Below are 22588 nucleotides of genomic sequence, written 5' to 3' on the forward strand. Positions count from 1 at the left end.
GCCGTCGCCACCTCATATTCGGTTGCGACGGCATCTTCATCATTCGGTCGGTGTTACACGCTCACAGAGAGCGCATCACTTTGCCGGGTCGTACTGCGTGGACACATCCAGTGATCCGTCCACAATCTGCTGCTTCAGCTCTTCGACCTTGTCCTTGAGCTCCTGAGAAACCTGGGAGTCCATGTCGTAGAACGGAGCCATCGCCACGCCCTTGTTCTTCAGGTTGCCGATGTATGGCGTGGAGGAGAAGTTGCCGTCCTTCGCGTCCTTGACAGTGTCGAACACGGCATTTCCGATTTCCTTGACGACGGATGTGAAGATGGCTGGATCGCCCACTGATTCGTGACCGTCAGCGTCAACCCACACTGCCTTCAGTTCGCTCTTGTTCGGTGCTGCGTTGATGGCTGACAGGGTGCCTGAGCCGATTGGGCCGGCAACCGGCATGATGATGTCGGCGCCCTGAGAGATGAATCCTTCAGTCAGAGTCTGTCCCTTATCGATTGAGGAGAAGTCGCCCACGAATGAACCGGTCTTCTTCTCGGTGTCCCACCCCAGAACCTGAATGGCGCTGCCGTTGTCTTCGTTGTACTTCTCAACGCCCTTGGCGAAGCCTTCCATGAAGATCTGGACGGTCGGAATTTCCATGCCGCCGTAGGTTGCGACTGTGCCGCTCGTGGTGGTGCCGGCTGCAACATATCCGGCGAGGAACGCTGCCTCAGCCGTGTTGAAGATGAGCGGGCGGCCGTTTTCCAGTTCGATCGGGTTCTGCTGTGCGTCCTGGAACTGCGAGTCAACGAGTGCGAACTGGATATCCGGGTTGGCCTGTGCTGCCTCAGCCATGGTGATAGCCAGCTTGTATCCAACGCCGACGATCAGCGTGCATCCGTCCTGGATCATGGCGTCAACGTTGGTCTGGTAGTCACCGTCTGACGTTGATTCCGCGAACTTGACTTCCACGCCCAGTTCCTGGCCAGCGCGATCCATGCCTTCCTTACCGGATTCGTTGAAGGAGCGGTCGTCGAAGCCGCCCTCGTCAGAGACCATACAGGCCTTGACTTCACTGGAACCCGCTGCCTGACCGGACTGGCCGCCGGCTCCTGATGCCGGTTCGGTTGATCCGCTTGATGCTTCGGGTGCTGCGCCGCATCCTGCGAGCGCGAGCGCTGCGATCGCTGCAACAGCGCCAAGTTTGAAGCTCTTCGTCATAGTCTTCCTCTCACGAATATGGCATGCCCTCGGTGGACATGTCGTCGCTGCAGAATCCTCATAACGATAGCGCAAATCATAAGGGCGTTTGGGCAAAATTACGGATTCTTGATCTAGATCATGTCCAGACGTCCGTTTTCACGCGCCAGCTCCACAACATGAGATACGTCCTGAGCGCGGTCATTGCTGACCACCAGAATCGCATCGTCCTGAACGACGACGGTAATGTTGTCCACCCCGACCAGCGCAATCATCTGATCGGTCGACGAGTGCACGCTGGTGCCCGGCGCATCAACGCGTACGACCGATCGCTCCGACTGACCGAACGTGTTGAGCGAGGGATAGTCCCCCACGTCAGTCCACCCCAGATCCTGCGAAGGCACCACCGCGACGCGTCCGCGCGCGGCGAGCGGCTCGGCCAGGGCGTAGTCAATGGCGATCGATTCAATGGACTCCCATAGTTCTTCGCGCTCGTTCGGGTCGGTGTCAGGGTCCACGATCGCGTTCAAGGCGCGGTCCATCTGTGGATTCTCATGGGCGAGGGCGTCCCTGAGTGTGCCCGCCCGCACGATGAATATTCCAGCGTTCCACAGGTAGCCGTCCGTCACGTATCGCCGGGCGGTTGACTCGTTGGGCTTTTCCACGAATTCGCTGACTGTATAGGCGCCGCTGGCTCCCCCAAGTGCAGGCCCGGGATGGATATATCCGTACGCGGTCGATGGCGAGGTGGGCGCAATGCCAATCGTTGTCAGGTAGCCGCTGCGGGCTGCCTGAACTGCCCGCCCGATCGCCTGGTGCAGCTGATCGGGGTGCGCGATGGCATGGTCAGCTGCAAATGAGCCGACAATCGCGTCCTGCCCAAAACGCCTGAGAATGGAGTAGGTTGCCCACCCGATCGCTGCCATCGAATTGCGTGGAGCCGGTTCCGCAAGGATTGTGCACTCGTCGTGCAGCTGGGCGGCGACAGCGTCACGATGCCTGGCGCCGGTGACGACCGTGATGGACCGGGAGACAGGCGTCAGCCTCGTCACTGTCTCCTGCAGCATGGAGCAGCCGCTGCCCGTCAGGTCGAGCAGGAATTTCGGGCGGTTTCGGCGCGACAGTGGCCACAGGCGTGTACCTGAGCCTCCAGCCGGAATAATCGCGTGAATGGTCGGGGCGATATGGGTCGTCATGGCTCCAGAATATGCATAAACCTCCGGCCGCTCCACGGCGACCGGAGGCTTATGACCAGAGAGTCGGGTCTTACTCTTCTTCAGATGCTTCCTCAGCGGCTTCAGCGGCTTCTGCGCCTTCAGATTCGCCTTCTGCAGCTGCTTCAGGTTCAGGAATTTCGTTTTCCTGAATCTCGGCGACCGACAGAATGTCAACCTCTTCGTCGGTGACCAGATCAACGTTCTCAGGCAACTTCAGGTCGCCTGCGTGGATCACCAGGCCGTCCTCGGCGCCCTCGATGTCGACCTCGATGAACTCGGGGATCGAGGTAGCAGGCGCAGCCACCATGACCTGGAAGGTTTCGACGGTGTGCGTCAGGCCGGCCTGCGGCTCGCCCACGACGGAGATCGGAACCTCAACATCAACCTTTTCGCCGGCCTTCACGGCCAGCAGGTCGACGTGCAGGATGTTGCGTGACACGGGGTGACGCTGGACGTCCTTCACTAATGTCAGGTAGGTTTCACCATCGACCGACAGTTCAACGACTGCGTTCGGGTTAGAACGCACAATCAAAAACGTTTCGTGCGAGGGCAGTCCCAGATGCATCGTGTCGGAACCGTGTCCGTACATGACTGCGGGGATCACGCCGTCACGACGTGCGCGGCGTGCTGCACCCTTACCAAAGTCATTGCGCAGCTGCGCATCAAGATGATTTTCACTCATTGAAGCCTCCATTTTTCAGTCGTTTCTTCGCCGACGACACCAACAAGGCTTCTCTCTGCGCGCGGGCGCACCGCAGGTAAAAGCTTCGTCGATCACGGCACCGCAGATATGCGATGCCCTCGCCGGAGCAACGACACATAGCCTAACCCGAAAGGGGCGCTCTATGCGACCCCGTCGAACAGTGATGTGACCGATCCGTCTTCGAAGACCTCTTTAATGGCGCGAGCCAGCAGAGGCGCAATCGACAGGATCGTCAGCTTGTCAAAACGCTTCTCCCCAGTGATGGGCAACGTGTCAGTGACGACCACTTCAGTTGCTCCACACTCAGAGAGGCGCTGGGTTGCCGGGTGGGACAGGACGCCGTGCGTTGCCGCCACGAGCACTGACTTCGCACCGGCCTTGTACAGTACCTTGACCGCTTCAGCAATCGTGCCGCCCGTGTCGATCAGGTCATCAACCAGCACGCAGTCACGCCCGTCGACTTCACCCACCACGCGGTTGGCGACCGCGACGTTGGGGCGAGTGGTGTCACGGGTCTTGTGAATGAATGCCAGCGGGCAGTTCCCCATCTTCGCAGCCCACTTCTCAGCCACGCGAATGCGGCCGGCGTCCGGTGACACGACAGTGGCGTGCGACAGGTTCACGCGTCCGCGCACGTAGTCGACCAGCACGGGCATGGCCCACAGGTGATCAACAGGACCGTCGAAGAAGCCCTGTTCCTGCGAGGCGTGCAGATCCACGCTCATCACGCGGTCAGCTCCGGCTGTCTTGTACAGATCGGCCACGAGGCGAGCGGAGATCGGTTCACGACCCTGATGTTTCTTATCCTGACGTGCATAGGGGTAAAACGGTGAAACAGCGGTGATGCGCTTGGCTGACGCGCGCTTGGCGGCATCAATCATGATGAGCTGTTCCATCAGCCACTTGTTAATAGGGGTGGTGTGCGACTGCAGCACGAAGACGTCAGCCCCACGCACAGATTCGTTGAATCGAACGTAGATCTCTCCGTTGGCAAAATCGTAGGCAGTGGTCGCAGAGACACCGCAGCCCAGATGCTCACCTACCTGATTTGCAAGATCGACGTGTGCCCGTCCTGATACAAGCACGAGTCGTTTTTCACCACTGGCGACCAAGCCACTCATACGGTTGTCCTCCCCTTCAACCTGCCGCTACACGGATGCGGCGTCTCTTATGCTATAGGTTCATCCCCCTGATCCGTGAGTTGATGTGGCGTGCTTTACTCGATACAGGCCCCTCAAGGCTATTTCGGGATCGATTAGCGCTGTTGTTCCGGTGTCGTGCAGGCACGAGATTATTTCGGGGAACGCGACCCCCAGAGAGGATGACGTAAAACCGTTTTTCGTTGCTATAGTGCAACTTTGCTCAGTACATTGAGCTCCGCCCCCAGGATTCGAACCTAGACTAAGGGCACCAAAAACCCCTGTGCTGCCGTTACACCAAGGCGGATAGACCACCCGATTATGTCACAGTCGCGCGAAGAATCAGAAGCTTAAAGTGTGGAGCTCAACACGTTCTAGAGTACTGCTATGGCAGAAAAACGAGTCCGGATGAGCGGTGTGGCGCGACGTGAGCAACTCATTGAAGTCGGTCGCGCCCTCTTTGCAAAGAAAGGTTTCGACGGTACGTCCATGGAGGAGGCAGCCGCGCAGGCAGGCGTCTCCAAACCGGTCGTCTACGAGCACTTTGGCGGAAAAGAAGGTCTGTATGCGGTGATCGTGGACCGTGAGGTGCAGTCCCTTGTCTCCGCGATCCAGACGTCGCTGGAATCGTCCACGCATCCGCGTGAGATCCTCGAGGCGGCCGCACTGACACTGCTGGATTACATTGAATCGAATACGGATGGCTTCCGCGTCCTCGTGCGCGATACACCCAACGACCGTACATCCAGTTCTTTCTCATCGGTGCTCGGCGATGTTGCGATGCGGGTGGAATACCTTGTGGCCGAACAGTTCGAACGCTCGAATATGGAACCGGGGTGGGCACCGCTGTATGCGCAGATGCTTGTCGGTTTGATCGCGCAGGTCGGGCAGTGGTGGCTCGAAGATCGCTCCATGCCGAAGGAAGTTGTGGCAGCACACGCCGTCAACCTGGTGTGGTACGGGCTGCGCAACCTCAAGACTGATCCGTCATTGCGTATGCATTCTGCGTGAGCCCCCCCTCGCGAAAGTATCTCGAAAACAAGTATCTTGGTGTCATGAGAAAAACGCAGCGAGACGAGGTCGATGCGATCGTTCAGGGGTGGGCACGTCAACGCCCGGACACTGACCCCTCCCCCATGCTTGTGCTCTCGCGCGTAGCCAGACTGGCGCGCCATCTGGATCTCAAGCGGCGCGAGGCATTCGCCCAACACGATCTTGACCCGTGGGAATTCGACGTGCTCTCCTCCCTGCGCCGCGCCGGAAAGCCGTATTCGATGACGCCCGGGCACCTCATGGACGAACTGCTCGTCACCTCCGGGACAATGACGAACCGTATTGACCGCCTCGAACGTCGCCACCTTGTAACGCGTTCACCGGCTCCGGATGACCGGCGCGCCGTCCTCGTCACCCTGACCCCCACCGGCAAGAAGCACGTTGATGCGGCGCTGATCTCCCTGCTCGAATGTGAAAAGCAGATTCTGGCGCCGCTTTCCCGAGGCGATCAGGACGATCTTGCTGACCTGCTCAGAATTATCCTCGCATCTTACGAAACGAAGTACTAGCCTAAAAGTAGCGTCCGACCACTACCGCGAGGGGACTTATGACTGACCAACCACCGGCACTCGCATTCGATCACCTGGTCAAGGTGTACGGCAATCTCGTCGCAGTAGGCGACCTGAGCCTGAATATTCCCGCCGGCTCGTTCTATGGAATCGTCGGCCCCAACGGTGCAGGCAAAACCACAACCCTGACGATGGCGACCGGCCTGTTGCGTCCAGATGAAGGAACAGCCTACGTCCACGGCGTTGACATGTGGGCCAATCCAACCGAGGCTAAGAAACTTCTCGGAGTAATGCCTGACGGCATGCATTTGCTGGACCGCCTCTCCGGCCCGGATTTCCTGACCTACGTGGCCTTGCTGCGCGGGATGGACACTGACACCGCGCGCTCACGTACCCAGGACCTGCTCGAAGCCCTGGATCTGACTGAAACGTCTGACAAAATGATCGGCGACTATTCGGCCGGCATGACCAAGAAGATCGCGTTGGGCGCATCCTTGATCCACTCCCCCAGCGTCCTGGTTCTCGACGAGCCGTTCGAATCGGTCGACCCAGTTTCGGCCGCCAATATCCGTGAGATTCTCAAATCGTTCGTGCGCCAGGGCGGCACAGTTGTGCTGTCCAGTCACGTAATGTCAACCGTGCAGAAACTGTGCAGCCACGTTGCGATCATCCATCACGGTCAGGTCGTAATTTCCGGCACGACTGACGAGGTAGCTGCAGGCGGTGACCTCGAAGAGCGCTTCACTCAGATCGTCGGAGGCCGCATCACTCACGAAGGGCTGTCATGGTTGCACTCCTAATGCGGATGAAAGCGAAGCTGACGTGGAACTCGATGAAGCGTCAGACAGCCTTCCTCGTCCTGTCAATCCTGGGGGCCCTGGGCATCGCCGGCTACGTCGGAATGATTGCCGTCGGAGCCGTGTTTTCCATCTTCGAGGGCTACGCCGACCTGGCCAGCGTCATGTTCACTTTGATCAGTGCCTTAGCTGTGCTGGCATGGGTGATAGCTCCTGCGCTTATGGCATCGGCTGACAACACGTTGGATCCGGTTCGCCTCGCACCGTTTGCCGCACCTTCACGGCGTTTCGCGATCGGCATGATTGCCGCAGCTTTCGTGGGATTCGCCGGCATTGGCACTGCGTTATTTCTTCTGATTCCCTTCGTCGCCTGGATTGTCTCCGGCCATGTGGTGGTGGCGCTCGTCAGTGTGATCAGCGCCTGCCTGGCACTTGCCATATCGCTGGTGTGGTCACGTGCCGTGACGACGTGGATGAGCGTTCAGATGACGGCTTCCACCCGTAGGCGCGATCTACAGGGCGTCATCGCAACGGTCGCGCTGTTTCTCTTCGTCACGCCTCTGGGTCTGTACGTCAATGCCGGAATCGACAACTTCAACGCCGCTTTCGTCACCCGACTCGGTACGATCGTCGGCTGGACACCGATGGGCGCCCCGTTCGCGATCAGTCAATCCGTCTATGAAGGCAACTACCTTGTTGCCCTCGCGCGGCTGGCCATTTCACTGGTCACTTTGTGGGCAGGATGGAAGCTGTGGCAGTACGTACTCCCCTTCGCCATGAATGGCAAGGCACGGCCAGTCAGTGCTGAGGCCCGTCAGGCGATTGCAGAGGGACGCCACTTGATCGATCCCACGCAGGCTGCTCCCTCGGCGCGCGCTGACCAGCGCTCCTTCAAGCATGTCGATCCGTGGTTGCGTCTGGGTTTGCCACGGGCAGCGGCCGCGCTGGCGGCCCGCACCAGTCACGAGTTTATCCGCGATCCGCGTCTGCTCTCACAGCTGATCGCGGTCGGCGTCCTGCCCGTGCTGGGTATCGCAATTTCGTTTATGGGGTCGAATTCGGACTTCAGCTTTGGCAACACGTTCGCCATTTTCTTCACGCTCTTTGGTGCGATGCTCTTCGGCGGTGTCGTCGCGACCCTGATGGCATGGGATTCAACGGCGAACTGGCTGAGCATCACTGCTGGAATACGCGGACGCGACGAGCGTCTGGGTCGTCTTGTGGGCGCGTTACCCTCAGCGATCAGCCTCTTCGCCGTTGTCATGGCACTGCTGGCTTTCGCCGCGGGGATTCAAGGGCGTTCGCTCATCTACCTCGCAGTCACCACGGTGCTCCTGTTCTGCGCGACTGCCGGCGCAGGCCAGATCCTGCATGCACGCTGGCTCTACCCTGTTCCTCCGCCCGGCACGAACCCGATATCGACAAAATCCACCGGCAGCTTCACTGCCACGATGCTGGTGCAGTTCGCCCAGTGGCTCGCGGCTCTTGTGGCGTCTTTGCCGGCCTCAGTCGTTCTGCTACTCGGCTTCTTCGGTATCCTGCCAGATTGGATCGGCTACATCGTTGCCCCAGTCTGGTCGCTGGTATGTCTGGTCGTCGGCGTCATCGTGGGCGGTCGCATGTGGGATCGCCACGCAGTGACGCTTCTGCAGCAGATCAAGGCCTGGCCAGGCCACGCGAAGGCGGCCTGATCGGAATCCACGCGCACGATCCCACCATTTACGCAGGTAAGAGGCCATTTACCCTGCTCTTCGAACCCCACACTCACATCATCTCGATTGATATGGGGATTCTGGGGTCTCCTCACCAGCGCATTTTGACGTACCATATGTGCCGATATGGCACATCTTCTCGGCGCAGACAACCTGCATATGGAATACCCCACGACCGTCGTCCTTGATCAGGTCACCGTCGGAGTTGACGAGGGCGACCGAATCGGCGTGGTGGGCCGCAACGGAGACGGCAAATCCACACTCTTGCGGCTACTGACCCGCCAGATCACACCTGACAGCGGTCGCGTCACTCATCGTCGCGACCTGCGCCTGGGATACCTCAGCCAGTCTGATCGTCTGAATCCGTCTCACACCGTCAAAGAAGCACTAGTGGGAGATCGCCCGGAGTATGAGTGGGCGTCCGACGCGAATATCCGATCCATTATTTCTGGACTGGCTTCGGATATCGCATGGGATTCCCTCGTCGGTGATCTTTCAGGTGGACAGCGCCGACGCGTCGATCTTGCGCGCCTGCTTGTGGGCGAGTGGGATGTGCTGATTCTGGATGAACCAACGAACCACCTGGACATCGAGGCGGTCGCGTGGCTGGCTGACCATCTCAAGTACCGGTGGAGTCCGCGCGACGGTGCGCTCATCGTTGTGACGCACGATCGGTGGTTCCTTGATGAGGTCTGCACCCGCATGTGGGAGGTGCATGACGCAACGGTTGAACCGTTCGAAGGCGGATACGCAGCGTACGTCCTGCAGCGTGTGGAACGTGACCGGATCGCCGCTGCGACCGAAGCGAAGCGCCAGAACCTGATGCGTAAGGAACTCGCCTGGTTGCGTCGCGGAGCGCCAGCACGCACGTCCAAGCCGAAGTTCCGTATCGAAGCGGCGAATGAGCTGATCGCTGACGTGCCACAGGTGCGCAACCCGATTGAACTGCAGCGGCTATCTGTGGCACGCCTGGGCAAACAGGTGGTGGATCTGCTGGACGTGTCGGTTTCGTTTGACACGAACGAAGTTCTGCGCGACGTGACGTGGAGGATCGCACCCGGAGAGCGCAGCGCCATCCTCGGTCCGAACGGCGCAGGCAAATCAACCCTGCTCAACGTCATCAGCGGCGCGCTGAAGCCAACGTCGGGGCGAGTCCGTCAGGGCAAGACTGTCCGTATCGGAGTGCTCGACCAGCAGTTTTCGCAGCTGGAGGAGATCTCGGATGACCGCGTGCGCGAAGTGCTTGGCCGCACCAGAACAACGTTCGTCGTGGACGGTAAAGACACGACTCCAGCGCAGATGCTGGAGCGCCTCGGATTTCGCCACGAGCATCTGTCAGCGCGCGTCGGAGAACTGTCGGGCGGGCAGAAACGCAGGCTGCAGATTCTGCTCGTCCTGCTTGACCAACCCAATGTCATGATTCTGGACGAGCCGACCAACGACGTCGATGCCGATATGCTGACCGCCCTGGAGGACGTCCTCGACACGTGGCCGGGCACGCTGCTGGTTGTGTCGCACGATCGGTACCTGATTGAGCGCGTCACCGACCAGCAATACGCCATCATCGACGGCTCGTTCCGCCACCTGCCTGGCGGGGTCGAGCAGTACCTGAAGATCCAAAGTCAGGCCGAGCTCACTGAACCGTCACCGGCTGAGGAGGAAACCGAGAATTCCGGCGCCCGCGCCTACGCTGCACAAAAAGAGCTGTCAGCGCTGGAGCGAAAGATGGACCGCCTGACACGCCAGGGCGAGGATCTGAAAGCGCAGATGGCAGACCATGATCCGACTGACTACGTGGGGTTACAGGACCTTGCGGATCAGGTTCGCGCAGTTGAGGACGAGGTTGACGAACTTGAGGCACAGTGGCTGGAGCTGTCCGAGGAGCTCGAAGATCAGAGGTAACTACTCGTGATCTTCCACGCTCTGCCTCTCTTGTGCCGGCGCCGGGGAGTTCCTCGGCGCCGGCCTCGTTGAATGCTGTCTTACTTCTTGTTGGAGAAGTCGTTCAGCTCGTACTGTTCGGCAGCGTTTTCAGGTGTGATCGGGGTGGTTTCAAGGACCTGCTGGGCCTCGACCGGCTCGCCCTTGATCATCGCCAAAATGGTGTCGACTGTTTCCCTGGCACCTGTCGGATAGATGAAGGTACCTGCCAGCTGGCCTTCCTGAACGGCTCGTATGCCACCGTCAGGAATTGCGAGGCCGTCAATACCGATGAACTTGATGTCCTCGGCTTTGCCGGCACCTGCCGCAGCCAGGTATGCGCCCAGCGCCATCGGGTCATTGTGCGCGTAGACCAGGTCAATGTCCTCACCGGACTGCAGCCACTGCTGCATGATCTTGGTGCCCTCTTCCTTGATCCACTTTGCGTCCTGATCCTTGACGATCTCGATCTTCGGGTTCGCAGCGATTGCGTCACGGAAGCCCTGGTCGCGGTCGATCTGAGGCTGGTTCGAGGTAATGCCTCGCAGCTCGACGACCTTACCGCCATCAGGCAGAAGCTGGAGTGCCAGTTCACCTGCGGCCTTACCGATTGCCACGTTGTCACCGCCGATGAAGGAGGTGATGCAGTCCGTGTTCACAGCGCGGTCCAGCACGATCACCGGGATACCTGCTTCACATGCCTGCTCAACTGGCGGGGTCAACGGGTCAGACTCGTTAGGCGAGACGATCAGAATGTCAACGCCCTGCTGAATGAACTGCTGGACCTGACTCACCTGACGTGAGGAATCCTGCTGAGCGTCAGCAATCGGCAGCAACTCAAGGTTCGATTCCTGCCCGATGTAATACTCCAGCTGTGCGTTGATCTGCGCACGGTATGGCTCAGCGTTGTTGGCCTGTGAGTACCCGATGACGTACTTGTCCTTTTCGGGCAGCAGACGTCCGTCGCTTGCGCCAGCCGCGCTGCTCTGATCAGTTGTGGCACTCGATGCGCCTTCATCTGCCTGTGAGCCGGATGTCGACTGATCGTTGGTTGCGCACGCGCCGAGCGATGCTGCGGCGACCAGGGCACCCGCCAGGAGTACCGGTAGTTTGCGTCGCGTGATTGTCATGAGAGCTCCTTCGCTTTCTTAGTGTTGTGTTTACCTTGGTGTGGACTTCCCCCTCGGCCTACTCCTTCGCGTGTGGCGTCGAGGATGCCTTAACGGGATGCGCGGTTCGTCGTTTCAGGCGAGCCGCAGCGTTGGGAATGAGGTCGGGATGTTGGATCACAACGGCGACCACGAGGATGATGCCTTTAATGATCATCTGCCAGTTGGCACTGAAGTTGTTCAGGCCCAGCACGTTGTCGAGCAGGGTCAGGATCAATGCGCCGATCGACGTTCCGATCACTGTGCCTCGGCCGCCAGCCAGGCTCGCGCCACCGATGACGACGGCTGCAATCGCGTCCATCTCATAGGTCATGCCGGCTTGAGGATCTGCTGATGCGTTATAAGCCGCGTTGATCGGACCGGCCAGGCCGCACAGCAAACCAGAGATCATGAAGACAATGACGAGCACTGCTTTGACGTTCACACCCGACAGGCGCGCCGCGGTGGGATTGCCGCCCACCGCGTACACGTGCCGCCCGAACGTCGTGCGTGACAGCAGCAGATGGACGAGGAAAATGACCACGATCAGCGCCAGCACAGGGAAATACCCTATTAACGGTATAGGGAACAGCGTTTCGCCTGGCGTCCCCAGCATTCGGAACTGTTGAGATCCCGGAGCCACCTCCCCGTCCGGTCCGATCACATTCGTTCCGATCGACACGTTATGGGAGAACTCGCGGGTAAAGCCTCGTGCGATCGTCATGATGGCCAGCGTCATGACAAACGACTGGATCTTTAAGTACGCGGTGCCGATACCGCTGATGATGCCGAAGAGGGCGCCCACAGCCATTGACGTGGGAACAATCGCGATCACCGGCCAGTTCATTTCCGTCAGCAGCCATGCTGACGTGGTTGAACCGACTGCCATGACTGCGCCCACCGACAGATCGATGCCGCCGGTGATAATGACCAGAGTCATTCCCACCGCCAGGATGCCTCGCGGAGCGAAGTACCCAATGGCGTTCGTCAGGTTTCCTATGTCCGCGAAGCGCCCTCCCTGGCTCCACAGTCCAATCAGGACGATCAGGAGAAGGCCGATATAGCCTTGGGACTGGCTCAACATCAGGAGCCATTTCTTGCGCTGCACGACCGCACCCGATCCGCGCTGCGACTGTGTGCTCATGGGGTTGTTCTCCTTCACTATTTAACAGCTTCGATGGCATCGACGGCGGGCGCATCCTCTCTGACTGCCTGCCCTTGAATCGGCATTGCCGCGGTGAGTAGGTCTTCCTGAGTGGCTGTGCCGGCGTCAAATTCAGCGGTGATTTTTCCTTCGCACAACACCACGATTCGGTCGCACATTCCCAGTAATTCGGGAAGCTCTGACGAGACAACGATGAACGACACTCCCTGCGATGCCAGCTGCGCAACAAGTTCGTAGATTTCTGCTTTCGCACCGACATCGATACCGCGTGTCGGCTCATCGAGCAAGATCACTTCCGGCTTGGTCAGCAACCATTTTCCGAGGACGACTTTCTGCTGGTTTCCACCCGACAAGGTGCTCATGAACGCATCCATCGACGGGGTCTTCACCCCAAGAGTCTGAACCTGCTCCTCGCTCGCCTTCTTTTCTCGAGTTTTCTTCACCCATCCGCCTATGCCGGCAAAATCCGACAGGGCGGGGAGCGTCATATTGAAGCGCACGGAGTTTTCCAGGATCAGGCTCTGCAGTTTTCGATCTTCACATACCAGGGCAATCCCGGCGCCGATACTGCGTGCGGGCGTCCGCTTGGTCAGCGCCTTGCCGTTCAGGGTGACCTGACCGATCATGTCCGAGGATGGGGGTGTTCCAAAAATGGATTCGAGTACTTCTGAGCGACCAGCTCCCATCAGGCCGGCGATTCCCAGCACTTCGCCGGGCTCAACCGACAGCGAGATGTCGTGCAGTGCTGCCCGCGACTCGCGCGCATTGGGCATGAGGGAGAGGTGCTCCACCGTCAGTCTGGCTTCGCCGCCCTCGGCGCGGGCACCGGTTTCCTCGGGACGCTGGTGCAGTTCCGAGATCGGACGACCCACCATCATGTGGATCAATTCTGATCGACTGACGTCCTTCATCTCGCGTTCACCGATGAACTGTCCATCTCGCAGGACTTCGACCCGGTCAGCAATCTCTTCGAGTTCTTCCAGACGGTGAGAGATATAGATGATGCCGACTCCCTCGGATGCAAGTGACCTGACAACCTCGAACAGGCGTTCAACTTCAGCATCTGCCAGCGCCGACGTCGGTTCGTCCATGATCAGGATTCGGGTGTTCAGGCTCATCGCCTTTGCCACTTCAATGAGCTGTTGTTCTGCCAGTCGGTATTGACGCACGAACTTTCTAGGATCTAGATCCAGCCCGACTCGCGCCAGCAGATCCCGGGCCGTCGAAATCGTGCGCTGTTTCTTGACCCACCCTCCGGTCGCCTGTTCTCGTCCGAGCCAGATATTGTCTGCCACTGACATGTCGGGGACGAGGTTCAGTTCCTGGTGGATGGTGGAAATCCCCAGCTGTTGTGCGGTGCTGGGGCTATGCAGCGTGACCGGCTCTCCGTCGACCTTGATGTGACCGTCGTAGTCGTTGAAGACTCCAGAGAGCACGTTGATCAGCGTGGACTTGCCTGCTCCGTTTTCTCCCAGCAGTGCCACAACTTCACCGGCGCCCAGGCGCAACGACACATTGTCGAGTGCTCGCACTCCTGAAAACGATTTCCCGATATGGTGCATTTCGAGCAACGGTGCAGTCACGACGCGCCTCCGATTCGCCATTGATGTCAAGCGCCTGGATTGATCTCCACACCGTATACCAGCTGTTTACACGACTCAACGATTTCACAGGTAACGGTTTAGCGACATTAGTATTACTATAACCTATATATCACATTGCATTTACTATGCACAATCGCTTGACACTCATTTTTGCTCCATTTAAGCTGATTTTGCCCGAAAACGAAGTGGCGATGCCGCCACTCGACCCAAGGATCAATGATGAATCACCTCTCTCGACCGGAAAAGATCGCACTGGCCGCGTCAACAGCCCTGCTGCTCAGCATCGGCGGACTCGCCCAGGCAGCGCCACCCGACGAAAATCCCACAACAGGTTGGCAAACCTACACTGACATCACTCGCCTTCCGGAACTGAGCACCGGCACGCAGAGCCGCCAGTTCTCAAGTTTTGATCGCGAAGGCGGCAACGACCACGACGGATTCAGCGGAAAGTACTCCTGCCTGCGCACCACCGATGAAGGATGCGTGCTGGCAGAAGCCACAGGCGCCGGCGAAATCCAATCCATCTGGTCAACGTGGGATCGTGGCGACGTCACCAAGGCCGGCAACATCATCATCGAACTCGACGGCACAGTCGTTCTCAATGCACCGTTCCAGGACGTTGTCGAAGGTAAAGCCGGCGCACCGTTCATCTATCCGTTCGTCGCCGACAAGATGCAAACCTCCGGTGGCGTGTACATCAAGATCCCCATGCCCTACCGCGAATCCATGCGCGTCACGGTGCAGAACAATCCGTTCTTTTACCATGTGTCGTACCGCTCGTTCGCCACCGCTGACGGCATTTCGACCTTCGATCCCTCCAACGTGCCCACCGACCTGCTCGAACAGACCAAGACATGGGGCACGGAGTCGCCGGCCTCCCTCGTCAATGAGCCGAACCTGCACGCAGACTTCAGTCTTGCTCCGGGCGAATCCACAACAATCGCGACGCTGGATGAACCCGGAATGGTCCAGGCCTTCACCCTTGGTCTGCCAGGCCTCAAGGGCGCGCCGGCACCTGAGCGCATGAACGATGACGGTCGCGCAACGAAAGATTCGACCAGCTTCACCGTGGCGATTGATCCCGCGAACGAGGGTGTCACGCTCACGCGCCGTTATGACCCGATTTCACCTGATCAGAAGGCACGTATCCTGGTTGACGGCACGCAGGCCGGCCAGTGGGATGGCACTGAAGGCAAATCAGGGGTGTGGCGCGAAGAATCGGTTGAACTGCCCGCCGACGCCACCGCAGGCAAGTCATCGATCCGCATCACCAACGAGTTCATCTCTGCGGGCAACGACTTCAACGAATTCCGCTATTTCGTCGACTCCAAGGTGGGCGGCGACATGATCCGGACCGATGAAGTCGACGTTGGCGAGGGAACCGACGAATCGCGCGCCTCTGAACAAGCTCACGACTATTCGATCATGAACGAACGTTGGCACGGAGACCGGACCTATGCGCGCGAAAATACAAACCCCGCTGACGCCGAGCAAATCGCGGCGTCCGACGATTTCCTGACGAATACACATATCCAGATCCACGCCGACGGCCAGTTGACCGTCGACGCGCCGATCGGAGAATTCTTCGGTACCGGTCTGGGTCAGGCGCCCGTTACCTCGCTGATGTTCGGTGTCGATCCCGAAACAGGGACATATTCGTCGTGGTGGCCGATGCCGTTCGGCAAGACGATGACGATCTCACTGGTCAACAACTCTCAGTACACGCTGAACAACGGTACGTGCGATGTCACATTCAACGCGGATGCGAGTGTGGCCGAGCGTTTGAGCGGACCGGTCCCCTCCCTCGGATATTTCTACGCCACGCACCACGCGGGTCCGACCGAAGACGGGCGCGACTGGGTGTTCCTCTCAACTGAAGGCCAGGGCCGCTTCATGGGAGTCAGCCACACCATGTCCTCGTCACAGGGCGACGGCAACGTTCGCGGCTACCTGGAAGGCGATGAGCGCATCTACGTTGACGGGCTGCGCACCCCACAGTGGCACGGCACCGGCAGTGAAGATTTCTACGAGGGTGGCTGGTATTTCGATTACGGACCGTTCTCCGCATTTACCAACGGTGCGCCACTGGAGAAGATCGCTGGAACGTACGGCTGTGACTATCAGTGCGACTCGGCCTACCGACTGCTGATCGGTGATGCGATCGATTTCCAGAGCTCGATCAGCGCCGGATTGGAGCACGGGCCGGATAATCGCCATCCAGCTGAATACTCTTCGACCGCTTTCTGGTACGGCCACGCGGCTGCGCCTGTACTGACCCTTACTGATTCACTCAACATCACCGACGTGGACAGCGAGGCGGCTCACGCGTACTCAGGTGGCGGCGAACCGCGCTCCCTGACCAGCACATTCGAAGGCAACGATGACACGGTCAGCGTGACCGATTCTCTGCGCGACTCGGCTGATCCGATCACTTTCACCGCGGCAGTCAAGAAGTCGAATCAGGGTGTACGCCTGCATCGCATGTCGGACCAGTCGAGTGGCTATCAAAGCGTCGATGTGGCCGTGAACGGCATGCATGTCGGCACGTGGCTGCAGCCCCTGGCCAATCAGACTCATCAGTGGCTGGAGGACACGTTCGAAATCCCCCGCGCCATCACTGAGAACGTCGATAGCATCACGGTTGAGCTGACTCCGCGCGATGGTTCGGCACCGTGGAGTGCTGCGCGCTACGAGGTGTACACGATTGGCGGCGAAGAGGCGGCGACGCCAGTCGAACCGCCGGAACCGGCTGAACCGTCCGTACCGCCTACATCGCCCACGACTGGCGAGCGTCCTCAGGCCGACAAGCCGCCTCGCCTCAGCGCGACCGGCTCGTCTGCACCGATCCTCGCACTCACAGCACTTGGAGCGCTGGGCGTAGGAGCGTGCGCACTGTCAGTTCGCAGACGCCACTGAGCCGTGGGCGGGGCCGCGCGTGGTGATGACCCGATCAACCTGATCAGCCTCACGCCATGTTGCGGCCACGCTGTCAGCGGCGCGTTCGTCGGCAACGAGGGCTGCAACTGTTGGCCCCGATCCGGACAGGATCACCGCGAGCGCGCCGCTTTCGCGTCCGATCTCAATCGTGTCGGCCAGTTCGGGTCGCAACGTGAACGCGGCCGCTGCCAGGTCGTTATGTAAGTAAGGTGCCGCCTCGCGCGCACTGGCGGTGAGTGCGGCGAGCGTCTGTTCGTCTGGCCGGGTGAGTTCGGCCCATTCACCCATCTCATCGCGCCGCCTGAAAACCTCCGGCGTCGATAAACCTTCGTGGGCGGTTGCGCATACCCACAGGTGTTCATGTTCGCTGTCCAGGACCTGCATATGGTCGCCGTGCCCGGTTCCCAGCGCGATTCCGCCGACCAGGCAGGCCGGCACATCCGCGCCCAGCGTGCGGCCGACCGCCTGGAGCTGATCTGCGTCCAGTCCTAATTCCCACAGTTCGTTGCAGGCGACGAGGGTGGCTGCCGCATCCGCTGACCCACCGGCCATTCCACCGGCAATCGGCACGCGCTTATCAACGTGAATCCTCACGCCTGCCGCGGTTGATGCCCACGGGCCGCTTTGCGCCAGGCGCTGCAGGGTACGCGCGGCTCGTGCCGCCAAGTGCCGGTGCGGGTCGAGCTCGTTCATCATGGCGCTTGCCTGACCGTCTACCTCGCCCTCTGGCGTGTACACGGTTGTCGATACCGCGATTCCGGGGGTGCGAGCCGTTGTCACTGTGACGGTTTCACGCAGGTCGAGCGCCTCGAACACGCTGATCAGCGGGTGATATCCGTCTTTTTCCGGCGCGCCGACGCGCAGCAGCATGTTGACTTTGCCCGGGGCGCTGGCCTGAGCTTCACGCATGTGCCTCTCCGTTTCGTGTGGAGGCGTAGGCTCCCTCGGGCGTGGAGGGATCGCGTCTGGCGGCGACGATAAGCCTGCCGAGGTCGACGAACTGGTCGATGGACAGCGTTTCGCCACGTGCCTGCGGGTCGATGCCGGCACGGGTGAGAAGGTCGGCGGCCGCTTCCCCTGATCCCGCCCAGTCACGCAGGGCCGCGCGCAGAGTCTTGCGTCGTTGCCCGAATGCGCGGTCGATCGCATCGAATGTGGCGTCGCGCAGGACAGCGTCACCCAACGGCTCATCGCGCCTGGTGAGCCGCACCAGTGCGGAATCAACGTTCGGAATCGGCCAGAACACGGCGCGCCCGATGCTTCCGGCTCGTTCAGCGTGGCCGTACCACGCGGCTTTCAGGGAGGGAACACCATAGGTTCGTGAGCGGGGCCCGGCGACGAGGCGGTCGGCAACCTCTGCCTGCACCATAACCAGGACATCGCGCAGCGTCTCGAAGCGTTCGAGCAGTCGCAACAGTACCGGCACAGCCACGTTGTATGGCAGATTGGCGACAAGTTTGGTGGGCGCAGCGTCGCCCAACTCGTCCGGCGTCACTTTCATCGCATCCATACAGGTGACGGTGAGGCGCTCTGTTGCCTCGGGCATGCGGGCCCGAACGGTTTCCGGCAGCGCACGAGCCAGGCGTGGATCAATTTCGACCGCATCGACATGTGCGCCGGTTTCCAGGAGCGCCAGTGTGAGCGACCCCAGTCCCGGCCCGACCTCAAGCACGTGGTCATCTCTCCCTACGCCACCTGCTCGCACGATGCGTCGAACGGTTCCGCCGTCGTGCACGAAGTTCTGCCCCAGCACTTTGGTCGGGCGAATGTCGAGGGCAGCCGCGATTGCGTGGATCTCGGCAGGTCCCAGCAGCGCGGATCGTTCGTCTGTTTCGTTCACGTCACGAGGGTATCGCGTGAGCGCGGATCAGTACCAACCGACAGAATTGGAATGCCCGAGCGCGCCGCATGGGGTTCCGTAGCGGCCGGCGACGTATCCCAGGCCCCACGTGATCTGCGTGGCCGGATTCGTCTGCCAGTCAGCACCGGCAGATGCCATTTTCGATCCGGGGAGAGCCTGCGGAATACCGTAGGCGCCTGACCAGGCGTTAGCGGCATAGGGGTTCCAGTGCGATTCGCGATCCCACAATGTCAGCAGGCACTGGAATTCACTGTCTGACCAGCCGCGCTGACTCACCATTTGCTGCGCGATGCCGCGCGGATCTTCGCCCGAGTATGTTCCGGTCAGTGTCGAGCTGATCGTCAGCCCTTCGGCTTCAGCGATGCCGCGAATTTCATCGAGTTCGGCCTGGCTTGAGATGTCACCGGGTTTGGCTCGGAATCGTACGGACTTGCGGCCATCTGATTCAGTGCCTTCTTCCAACTGGGCTTTCGGATCGATGCCGGCGGCCAGGAGGGCTTCGGGCGTGACTTTCCTGGTGCCGACGGTGACGATTTCCGGTCGCGGTTCCGCTTTCTTGTCGGCCGACAGCACGGCTGAGTAGGTCACTTCGCCGTCGACTGTTTCCTGCCACACCACAGAGCTGTTGGCACCGTGTGTGCCTTCCTGTTCAACGATGCGTTCGCCTTCGAACAGTGCGTCGGACTTGCGTTCTTCTTTCGAGAAGTTCACCGGGGTGTCTGTGCTGACGCGTCCGCGGGTGACGGGCTGGACGCGCACGGACAGTTCGCCGTTTGCCGATTCGAGGGTGACCCGGTCCAGCGGCGACAGCTTGATTCCGTTGTTTTCAATGACGTGTCGTATGTCCTGGCCTGCCCGGACGGCAACATTCTGGATTACGTTGCCGTTTGTTTCAATGACTGGCAGTGTGCGTGCGCGTGACACGAGCGGTTGAAGTTCGGCTCGCATCGAGGAGCGGCTCGCGCCTATCGCCACGGTGGATCCGTAGGTGTCGGCATCTGCCAGGATCGTGTCAATTGAGCTGGACGTCGACCATACGGTGCGTTCTTCGCCGTCGATCGTCAGGTCGTAGGGTTTGGCCGTGCGCACAACGACATGGTCAACTGACGCGATGTTTTCGCTGGGTGTGGGCGAGATCAGGTCGTGTTCACCGACCTGTACGTCGATGCTGGCGAGCGCGTCGGAGACTGTGCCGCCCCACACGGTGACAGGCTGACTGACTCCGTCGACTTCGAGCATCACTGTGTGACGAGCCTGAGCAATACCACCAACCGCGATGCCGGCTACTGCAAGTGACGCTGCACTTGCTGTGGCAATGATGCGTCGCGGGGTCACGGCAGGCTCCTTCCAATCGGCTGTTCCTACCGTAACCGTTTTGTGACTATTTGTGGAGTCGGACCGGAAAATTGTGGTGAGTTGCGCGCTCAGTACAGTCCGAGGCTTGCCGCGCATGCTGGCCACTGGCCCCATCCAGCTGCCGCCTGCAGTGCCTGAGCGCGGGCAGTTTGCTCAGCTGCCGATGCGTCCGAGGGCAGGCCGGTGCCGCCCATCGATTGCCACGTGGGCAAAGTGAACTGGTACATGCCGTAGAATCCGTTGCCCGTGTTGGTCGCCGGATTTCCGCCGGATTCACACTGAGCCAACGCGGCCCACACGTCCGAACCAGCAGTGGTTGCGGGAGCTGCAGTCGGCGTGGAAGCTGTCGTCCTCTGTTGGGCGGCCGCTTTCTTCGTTCCCACCGCGACGATCTTGTTTTGCGGGTCGGTCTTGCTGGTCGATACGGCTGCCGACACGGCGATTTCTCCGCCGACTTTTTCCTCAAAGTACTTGGTCGTCACCGAGCCGTCTTTGCCTTCCTGAATAACCGACGTCGTTCCTTCAGTCAGGGTGTCGTCTTTTCGCTCTTCAGTTTGGAACGGCACTGCGTCGGTCTGCGTGCGGTAGCCGCGCTCAACTCGTGTCACGATGATCGTGATGGTGCCGCCGCGGTTTTCCAGCTTCACGCGATCCAACGGGCTTGTTGTGACGCCCAAGCGAGCCAGGATTGAAGCCGTGTCGTCACCGGTTTCGGCAGCTGTGTCAAGGGTCTGGCCGTCTACCTCAACCTTGATGCGTTCGCCGGGCGCTGCCAGCGGCAATGTGGCACGGGCAAAGGATCGGTCAGCGGCGATGATCGCTGTGCCGTGCTGGGAGAATTCGTCCAGTAAATCGGCCATTGATCCTGCTGTGGACCACAGTTCCACCTGGTTTCCGTCCAGATCCACCGTGTACGGCGATGCAGTCCGTACAACGACGGTGTCACCGTTGGATACTCCCTCGCCCATCGCCGGTGCGACCAGATCGTGAGGGCTGACTTCAACGCCTGCAGCATTGATGACGTCTGAGACGGTGCGGGAGAATCCGCTGACGGGCTGCGAGACTCCGTCGACCTCGAGGGTCACGGTGTTGTGTGCTGCTGCTGCGCCCACTCCGGCCACGCCCACAACTGCGAGCGATGCGGCGGATGCGGCTGCGATAACGGTTCGTCGGCTCGGTGAGAATTCCAAATTCACAAGTGTCCTGAGGTCGTTCGGCTCCGTCGGGCAGACGGACTGACTGGTGCCACACTAATAGGTTTTACCCAAACGTGACATCCGACGTCGCACATCTCACATGCGTCGCGTTTGCTTTTCGCCGTCGCACGTGGTTGCGTCCAGCCCTTATGCCCATGCGCCGTATACGCGCGTCGTGCTGCGCCACAACCGGTCACACGCAGTAGCTTCGTCGACGTTCCATAGCTCGGCAATTGCCCGCACAGTGTGGACAATTGAGTAAGTCGCGTTCGGATGACCGCGCCACGGCACTGCTGTGAGATAGGGCGCATCCGTTTCGACCAGCACGAGTTCAGGCGGAAGTTCGACCAGCGCTTGACGAAGGTGGGCGTTAGCCGGATACGTCATATTGCCGGCAAATGACGCATGCCACCCGTTCTTCGCCAGTTCGCGCGCCATTGCCGCGTCGCCGGAGTAACAGTGAAAGACGATGAGCTGGTCGGCCGTGGCGGTTTCGTTCAGGATCGCGAGTGTGTCTTCATGCGCATCACGATCATGAATTTGCAACGGCAGGCCTGCCGCGGCTGCGAGTCGAATGTGCGCGCGAAATGATTCCGCCTGCGCTTGTTTGCCGGCATCGGCTGTACGGAAGTAGTCGAGTCCGGTTTCACCGACGGCAACGACGACCGGGTCATTCAGACGCCGTTCAACCTCCGTGAGTGCTTCGTCCAGCGGAACGTGGTGCTGTTCAACGTGCGGGACGAGGCCATCTGGCGACGGTTCAGCAATCCCGGCATGCAATGCTGCTTCGTTGGGATGAATCGCAAGCGCCACTCGTATCGCGAGGCCGGGCGCGCCCTCACGCGCAAGCTGCATCGATCCGTGGAAGTCAGGGATTTCGCAGGCAGAGGTGATGAGTCCGCGCACACCGACCTGCTGAGCGCGCTCGAGCTGTTCGTCAAGCGCCAGCCTGATTCCCTCAGCGCGAGGAATCTGTTCCTCATACAGCGGCAGATGAGTGTGGTTGTCGATCACATGACCTTCGAGCGGTTGCGCAGCTGGTGGCCATTCGCGCTTCTTTTTCTTCGACACCGGACCGGTCACTTC

Annotated in this window: 18 protein-coding genes and 1 tRNA gene; 6 read left to right on the forward strand and 13 right to left on the reverse strand. The window is 60.0% G+C overall.

Going from position 1 to position 22588, the window contains the following annotated elements; all coding sequences use genetic code 11:
• Positions 1 to 75: 75 nt before the first annotated feature.
• From AC1EJZ_RS09480 to AC1EJZ_RS09500, 5 genes are all read right to left on the reverse strand, one after another.
• Positions 76 to 1206 carry a BMP family lipoprotein gene (locus AC1EJZ_RS09480; protein ID WP_058236173.1) on the reverse strand — a complete coding sequence of 377 codons (1131 nt, stop codon included), beginning with the start codon at positions 1204 to 1206 and terminating at the stop codon, positions 76 to 78.
• 113 nt (positions 1207 to 1319) lie between these two features.
• Complete coding sequence (locus AC1EJZ_RS09485; protein WP_480294714.1) at positions 1320 to 2381, reverse strand: mannose-1-phosphate guanylyltransferase; 1062 nt, start codon at positions 2379 to 2381, stop codon at positions 1320 to 1322.
• A 70-nt stretch (positions 2382 to 2451) separates the two neighbouring features.
• Positions 2452 to 3084 carry a 50S ribosomal protein L25/general stress protein Ctc gene (locus AC1EJZ_RS09490; RefSeq protein ID WP_092648260.1) on the reverse strand — a complete coding sequence of 211 codons (633 nt, stop codon included), beginning with the start codon at positions 3082 to 3084 and terminating at the stop codon, positions 2452 to 2454.
• 161 nt (positions 3085 to 3245) lie between these two features.
• Positions 3246 to 4226, reverse strand: coding sequence for a ribose-phosphate diphosphokinase (locus tag AC1EJZ_RS09495; protein ID WP_058236176.1), 981 nt, complete (start codon positions 4224 to 4226; stop codon positions 3246 to 3248).
• Positions 4227 to 4480: 254 nt separating this feature from the next.
• A tRNA-Gln gene (locus AC1EJZ_RS09500) sits at positions 4481 to 4551 on the reverse strand.
• A gap of 80 nt (positions 4552 to 4631) precedes the next feature.
• Between AC1EJZ_RS09500 and AC1EJZ_RS09505 the strand changes: the two genes are divergently transcribed.
• The 5 genes from AC1EJZ_RS09505 to AC1EJZ_RS09525 all read left to right on the forward strand — a co-directional run bounded on the left by AC1EJZ_RS09505 (position 4632) and on the right by AC1EJZ_RS09525 (position 10217).
• Positions 4632 to 5255, forward strand: a complete 624-nt coding sequence (locus AC1EJZ_RS09505) for a TetR/AcrR family transcriptional regulator (protein ID WP_058236177.1) — start codon at positions 4632 to 4634, stop codon at positions 5253 to 5255.
• A 44-nt stretch (positions 5256 to 5299) separates the two neighbouring features.
• Positions 5300 to 5806: a MarR family winged helix-turn-helix transcriptional regulator gene (locus AC1EJZ_RS09510; protein WP_058236178.1), complete on the forward strand. Its 507-nt coding sequence runs from the start codon at positions 5300 to 5302 to the stop codon at positions 5804 to 5806.
• Positions 5807 to 5844: 38 nt separating this feature from the next.
• On the forward strand, positions 5845 to 6606 hold the full coding sequence (locus tag AC1EJZ_RS09515) for an ABC transporter ATP-binding protein (protein ID WP_058236179.1): 762 nt from the start codon (positions 5845 to 5847) through the stop codon (positions 6604 to 6606).
• On the forward strand, positions 6591 to 8294 hold the full coding sequence (locus AC1EJZ_RS09520) for a hypothetical protein (protein WP_480294715.1): 1704 nt from the start codon (positions 6591 to 6593) through the stop codon (positions 8292 to 8294). The genes AC1EJZ_RS09515 and AC1EJZ_RS09520 overlap by 16 nt, the downstream gene beginning before the upstream one ends.
• Positions 8295 to 8441: 147 nt before the next feature.
• Positions 8442 to 10217, forward strand: a complete 1776-nt coding sequence (locus AC1EJZ_RS09525) for an ABC-F family ATP-binding cassette domain-containing protein (RefSeq protein ID WP_480294716.1) — start codon at positions 8442 to 8444, stop codon at positions 10215 to 10217.
• 80 nt (positions 10218 to 10297) lie between these two features.
• On the opposite strand, the gene AC1EJZ_RS09530 is transcribed toward AC1EJZ_RS09525, so the two are convergent.
• Genes AC1EJZ_RS09530 through AC1EJZ_RS09540 form a run of 3 tightly spaced genes read right to left on the reverse strand, consistent with a single transcriptional unit; the run spans position 10298 to position 14152 of the window.
• Entirely contained in the window at positions 10298 to 11365 is a 1068-nt protein-coding gene (locus AC1EJZ_RS09530) for a substrate-binding domain-containing protein (RefSeq protein ID WP_480294717.1), read from the reverse strand.
• 58 nt (positions 11366 to 11423) lie between these two features.
• Positions 11424 to 12527, reverse strand: coding sequence for an ABC transporter permease (locus tag AC1EJZ_RS09535; RefSeq protein WP_480294718.1), 1104 nt, complete (start codon positions 12525 to 12527; stop codon positions 11424 to 11426).
• 17 nt (positions 12528 to 12544) lie between these two features.
• Entirely contained in the window at positions 12545 to 14152 is a 1608-nt protein-coding gene (locus AC1EJZ_RS09540) for a sugar ABC transporter ATP-binding protein (protein WP_480294719.1), read from the reverse strand.
• Between the two features lie 216 nt (positions 14153 to 14368).
• On the opposite strand from AC1EJZ_RS09540, the gene AC1EJZ_RS09545 reads away from it, so the two are divergent.
• Entirely contained in the window at positions 14369 to 17068 is a 2700-nt protein-coding gene (locus AC1EJZ_RS09545) for a glycoside hydrolase family 172 protein (protein WP_480294721.1), read from the forward strand.
• Here the strand turns inward: AC1EJZ_RS09545 and AC1EJZ_RS09550 are convergent.
• From AC1EJZ_RS09550 to AC1EJZ_RS09570, 5 genes are all read right to left on the reverse strand, one after another.
• Complete coding sequence (locus AC1EJZ_RS09550; RefSeq protein ID WP_480294723.1) at positions 17048 to 17998, reverse strand: 4-(cytidine 5'-diphospho)-2-C-methyl-D-erythritol kinase; 951 nt, start codon at positions 17996 to 17998, stop codon at positions 17048 to 17050. The genes AC1EJZ_RS09545 and AC1EJZ_RS09550 overlap by 21 nt on opposite strands.
• Positions 17991 to 18929 (reverse strand): 16S rRNA (adenine(1518)-N(6)/adenine(1519)-N(6))-dimethyltransferase RsmA, encoded by a 939-nt coding sequence (gene rsmA, locus AC1EJZ_RS09555; protein ID WP_480294724.1) that lies wholly within the window; start codon positions 18927 to 18929, stop codon positions 17991 to 17993. Before rsmA ends, AC1EJZ_RS09550 begins: the two co-directional genes overlap by 8 nt.
• Positions 18930 to 18956: 27 nt before the next feature.
• Positions 18957 to 20285 (reverse strand): aggregation-promoting factor C-terminal-like domain-containing protein, encoded by a 1329-nt coding sequence (locus tag AC1EJZ_RS09560; RefSeq protein WP_480294726.1) that lies wholly within the window; start codon positions 20283 to 20285, stop codon positions 18957 to 18959.
• 89 nt (positions 20286 to 20374) lie between these two features.
• Positions 20375 to 21502: a resuscitation-promoting factor gene (locus AC1EJZ_RS09565; protein ID WP_092648251.1), complete on the reverse strand. Its 1128-nt coding sequence runs from the start codon at positions 21500 to 21502 to the stop codon at positions 20375 to 20377.
• 147 nt (positions 21503 to 21649) lie between these two features.
• Positions 21650 to 22573 (reverse strand): TatD family hydrolase, encoded by a 924-nt coding sequence (locus tag AC1EJZ_RS09570; RefSeq protein WP_480294728.1) that lies wholly within the window; start codon positions 22571 to 22573, stop codon positions 21650 to 21652.
• Between the last annotated feature and the right edge of the window lie 15 nt (positions 22574 to 22588).

This window comes from Pauljensenia sp. C0170B5, assembly GCF_056590195.1.

Excerpts from the sequence above, each read along its gene's own strand:
- AC1EJZ_RS09480 (WP_058236173.1), bottom strand. The coding sequence starts at position 1,206 with ATGACGAAGAGCTTCAAACTTGGCGCTGTTGCAGCGATCGCAGCGCTC.
- AC1EJZ_RS09485 (WP_480294714.1), bottom strand. The coding sequence starts at position 2,381 with ATGACGACCCATATCGCCCCGACCATTCACGCGATTATTCCGGCTGGA.
- AC1EJZ_RS09490 (WP_092648260.1), bottom strand. The coding sequence starts at position 3,084 with ATGAGTGAAAATCATCTTGATGCGCAGCTGCGCAATGACTTTGGTAAG.
- AC1EJZ_RS09495 (WP_058236176.1), bottom strand. The coding sequence starts at position 4,226 with ATGAGTGGCTTGGTCGCCAGTGGTGAAAAACGACTCGTGCTTGTATCA.
- AC1EJZ_RS09505 (WP_058236177.1), top strand. The coding sequence starts at position 4,632 with ATGGCAGAAAAACGAGTCCGGATGAGCGGTGTGGCGCGACGTGAGCAA.
- AC1EJZ_RS09510 (WP_058236178.1), top strand. The coding sequence starts at position 5,300 with ATGAGAAAAACGCAGCGAGACGAGGTCGATGCGATCGTTCAGGGGTGG.
- AC1EJZ_RS09515 (WP_058236179.1), top strand. The coding sequence starts at position 5,845 with ATGACTGACCAACCACCGGCACTCGCATTCGATCACCTGGTCAAGGTG.
- AC1EJZ_RS09520 (WP_480294715.1), top strand. The coding sequence starts at position 6,591 with ATGGTTGCACTCCTAATGCGGATGAAAGCGAAGCTGACGTGGAACTCG.
- AC1EJZ_RS09525 (WP_480294716.1), top strand. The coding sequence starts at position 8,442 with ATGGCACATCTTCTCGGCGCAGACAACCTGCATATGGAATACCCCACG.
- AC1EJZ_RS09530 (WP_480294717.1), bottom strand. The coding sequence starts at position 11,365 with ATGACAATCACGCGACGCAAACTACCGGTACTCCTGGCGGGTGCCCTG.
- AC1EJZ_RS09535 (WP_480294718.1), bottom strand. The coding sequence starts at position 12,527 with ATGAGCACACAGTCGCAGCGCGGATCGGGTGCGGTCGTGCAGCGCAAG.
- AC1EJZ_RS09540 (WP_480294719.1), bottom strand. The coding sequence starts at position 14,152 with ATGGCGAATCGGAGGCGCGTCGTGACTGCACCGTTGCTCGAAATGCAC.
- AC1EJZ_RS09545 (WP_480294721.1), top strand. The coding sequence starts at position 14,369 with ATGATGAATCACCTCTCTCGACCGGAAAAGATCGCACTGGCCGCGTCA.
- AC1EJZ_RS09550 (WP_480294723.1), bottom strand. The coding sequence starts at position 17,998 with ATGCGTGAAGCTCAGGCCAGCGCCCCGGGCAAAGTCAACATGCTGCTG.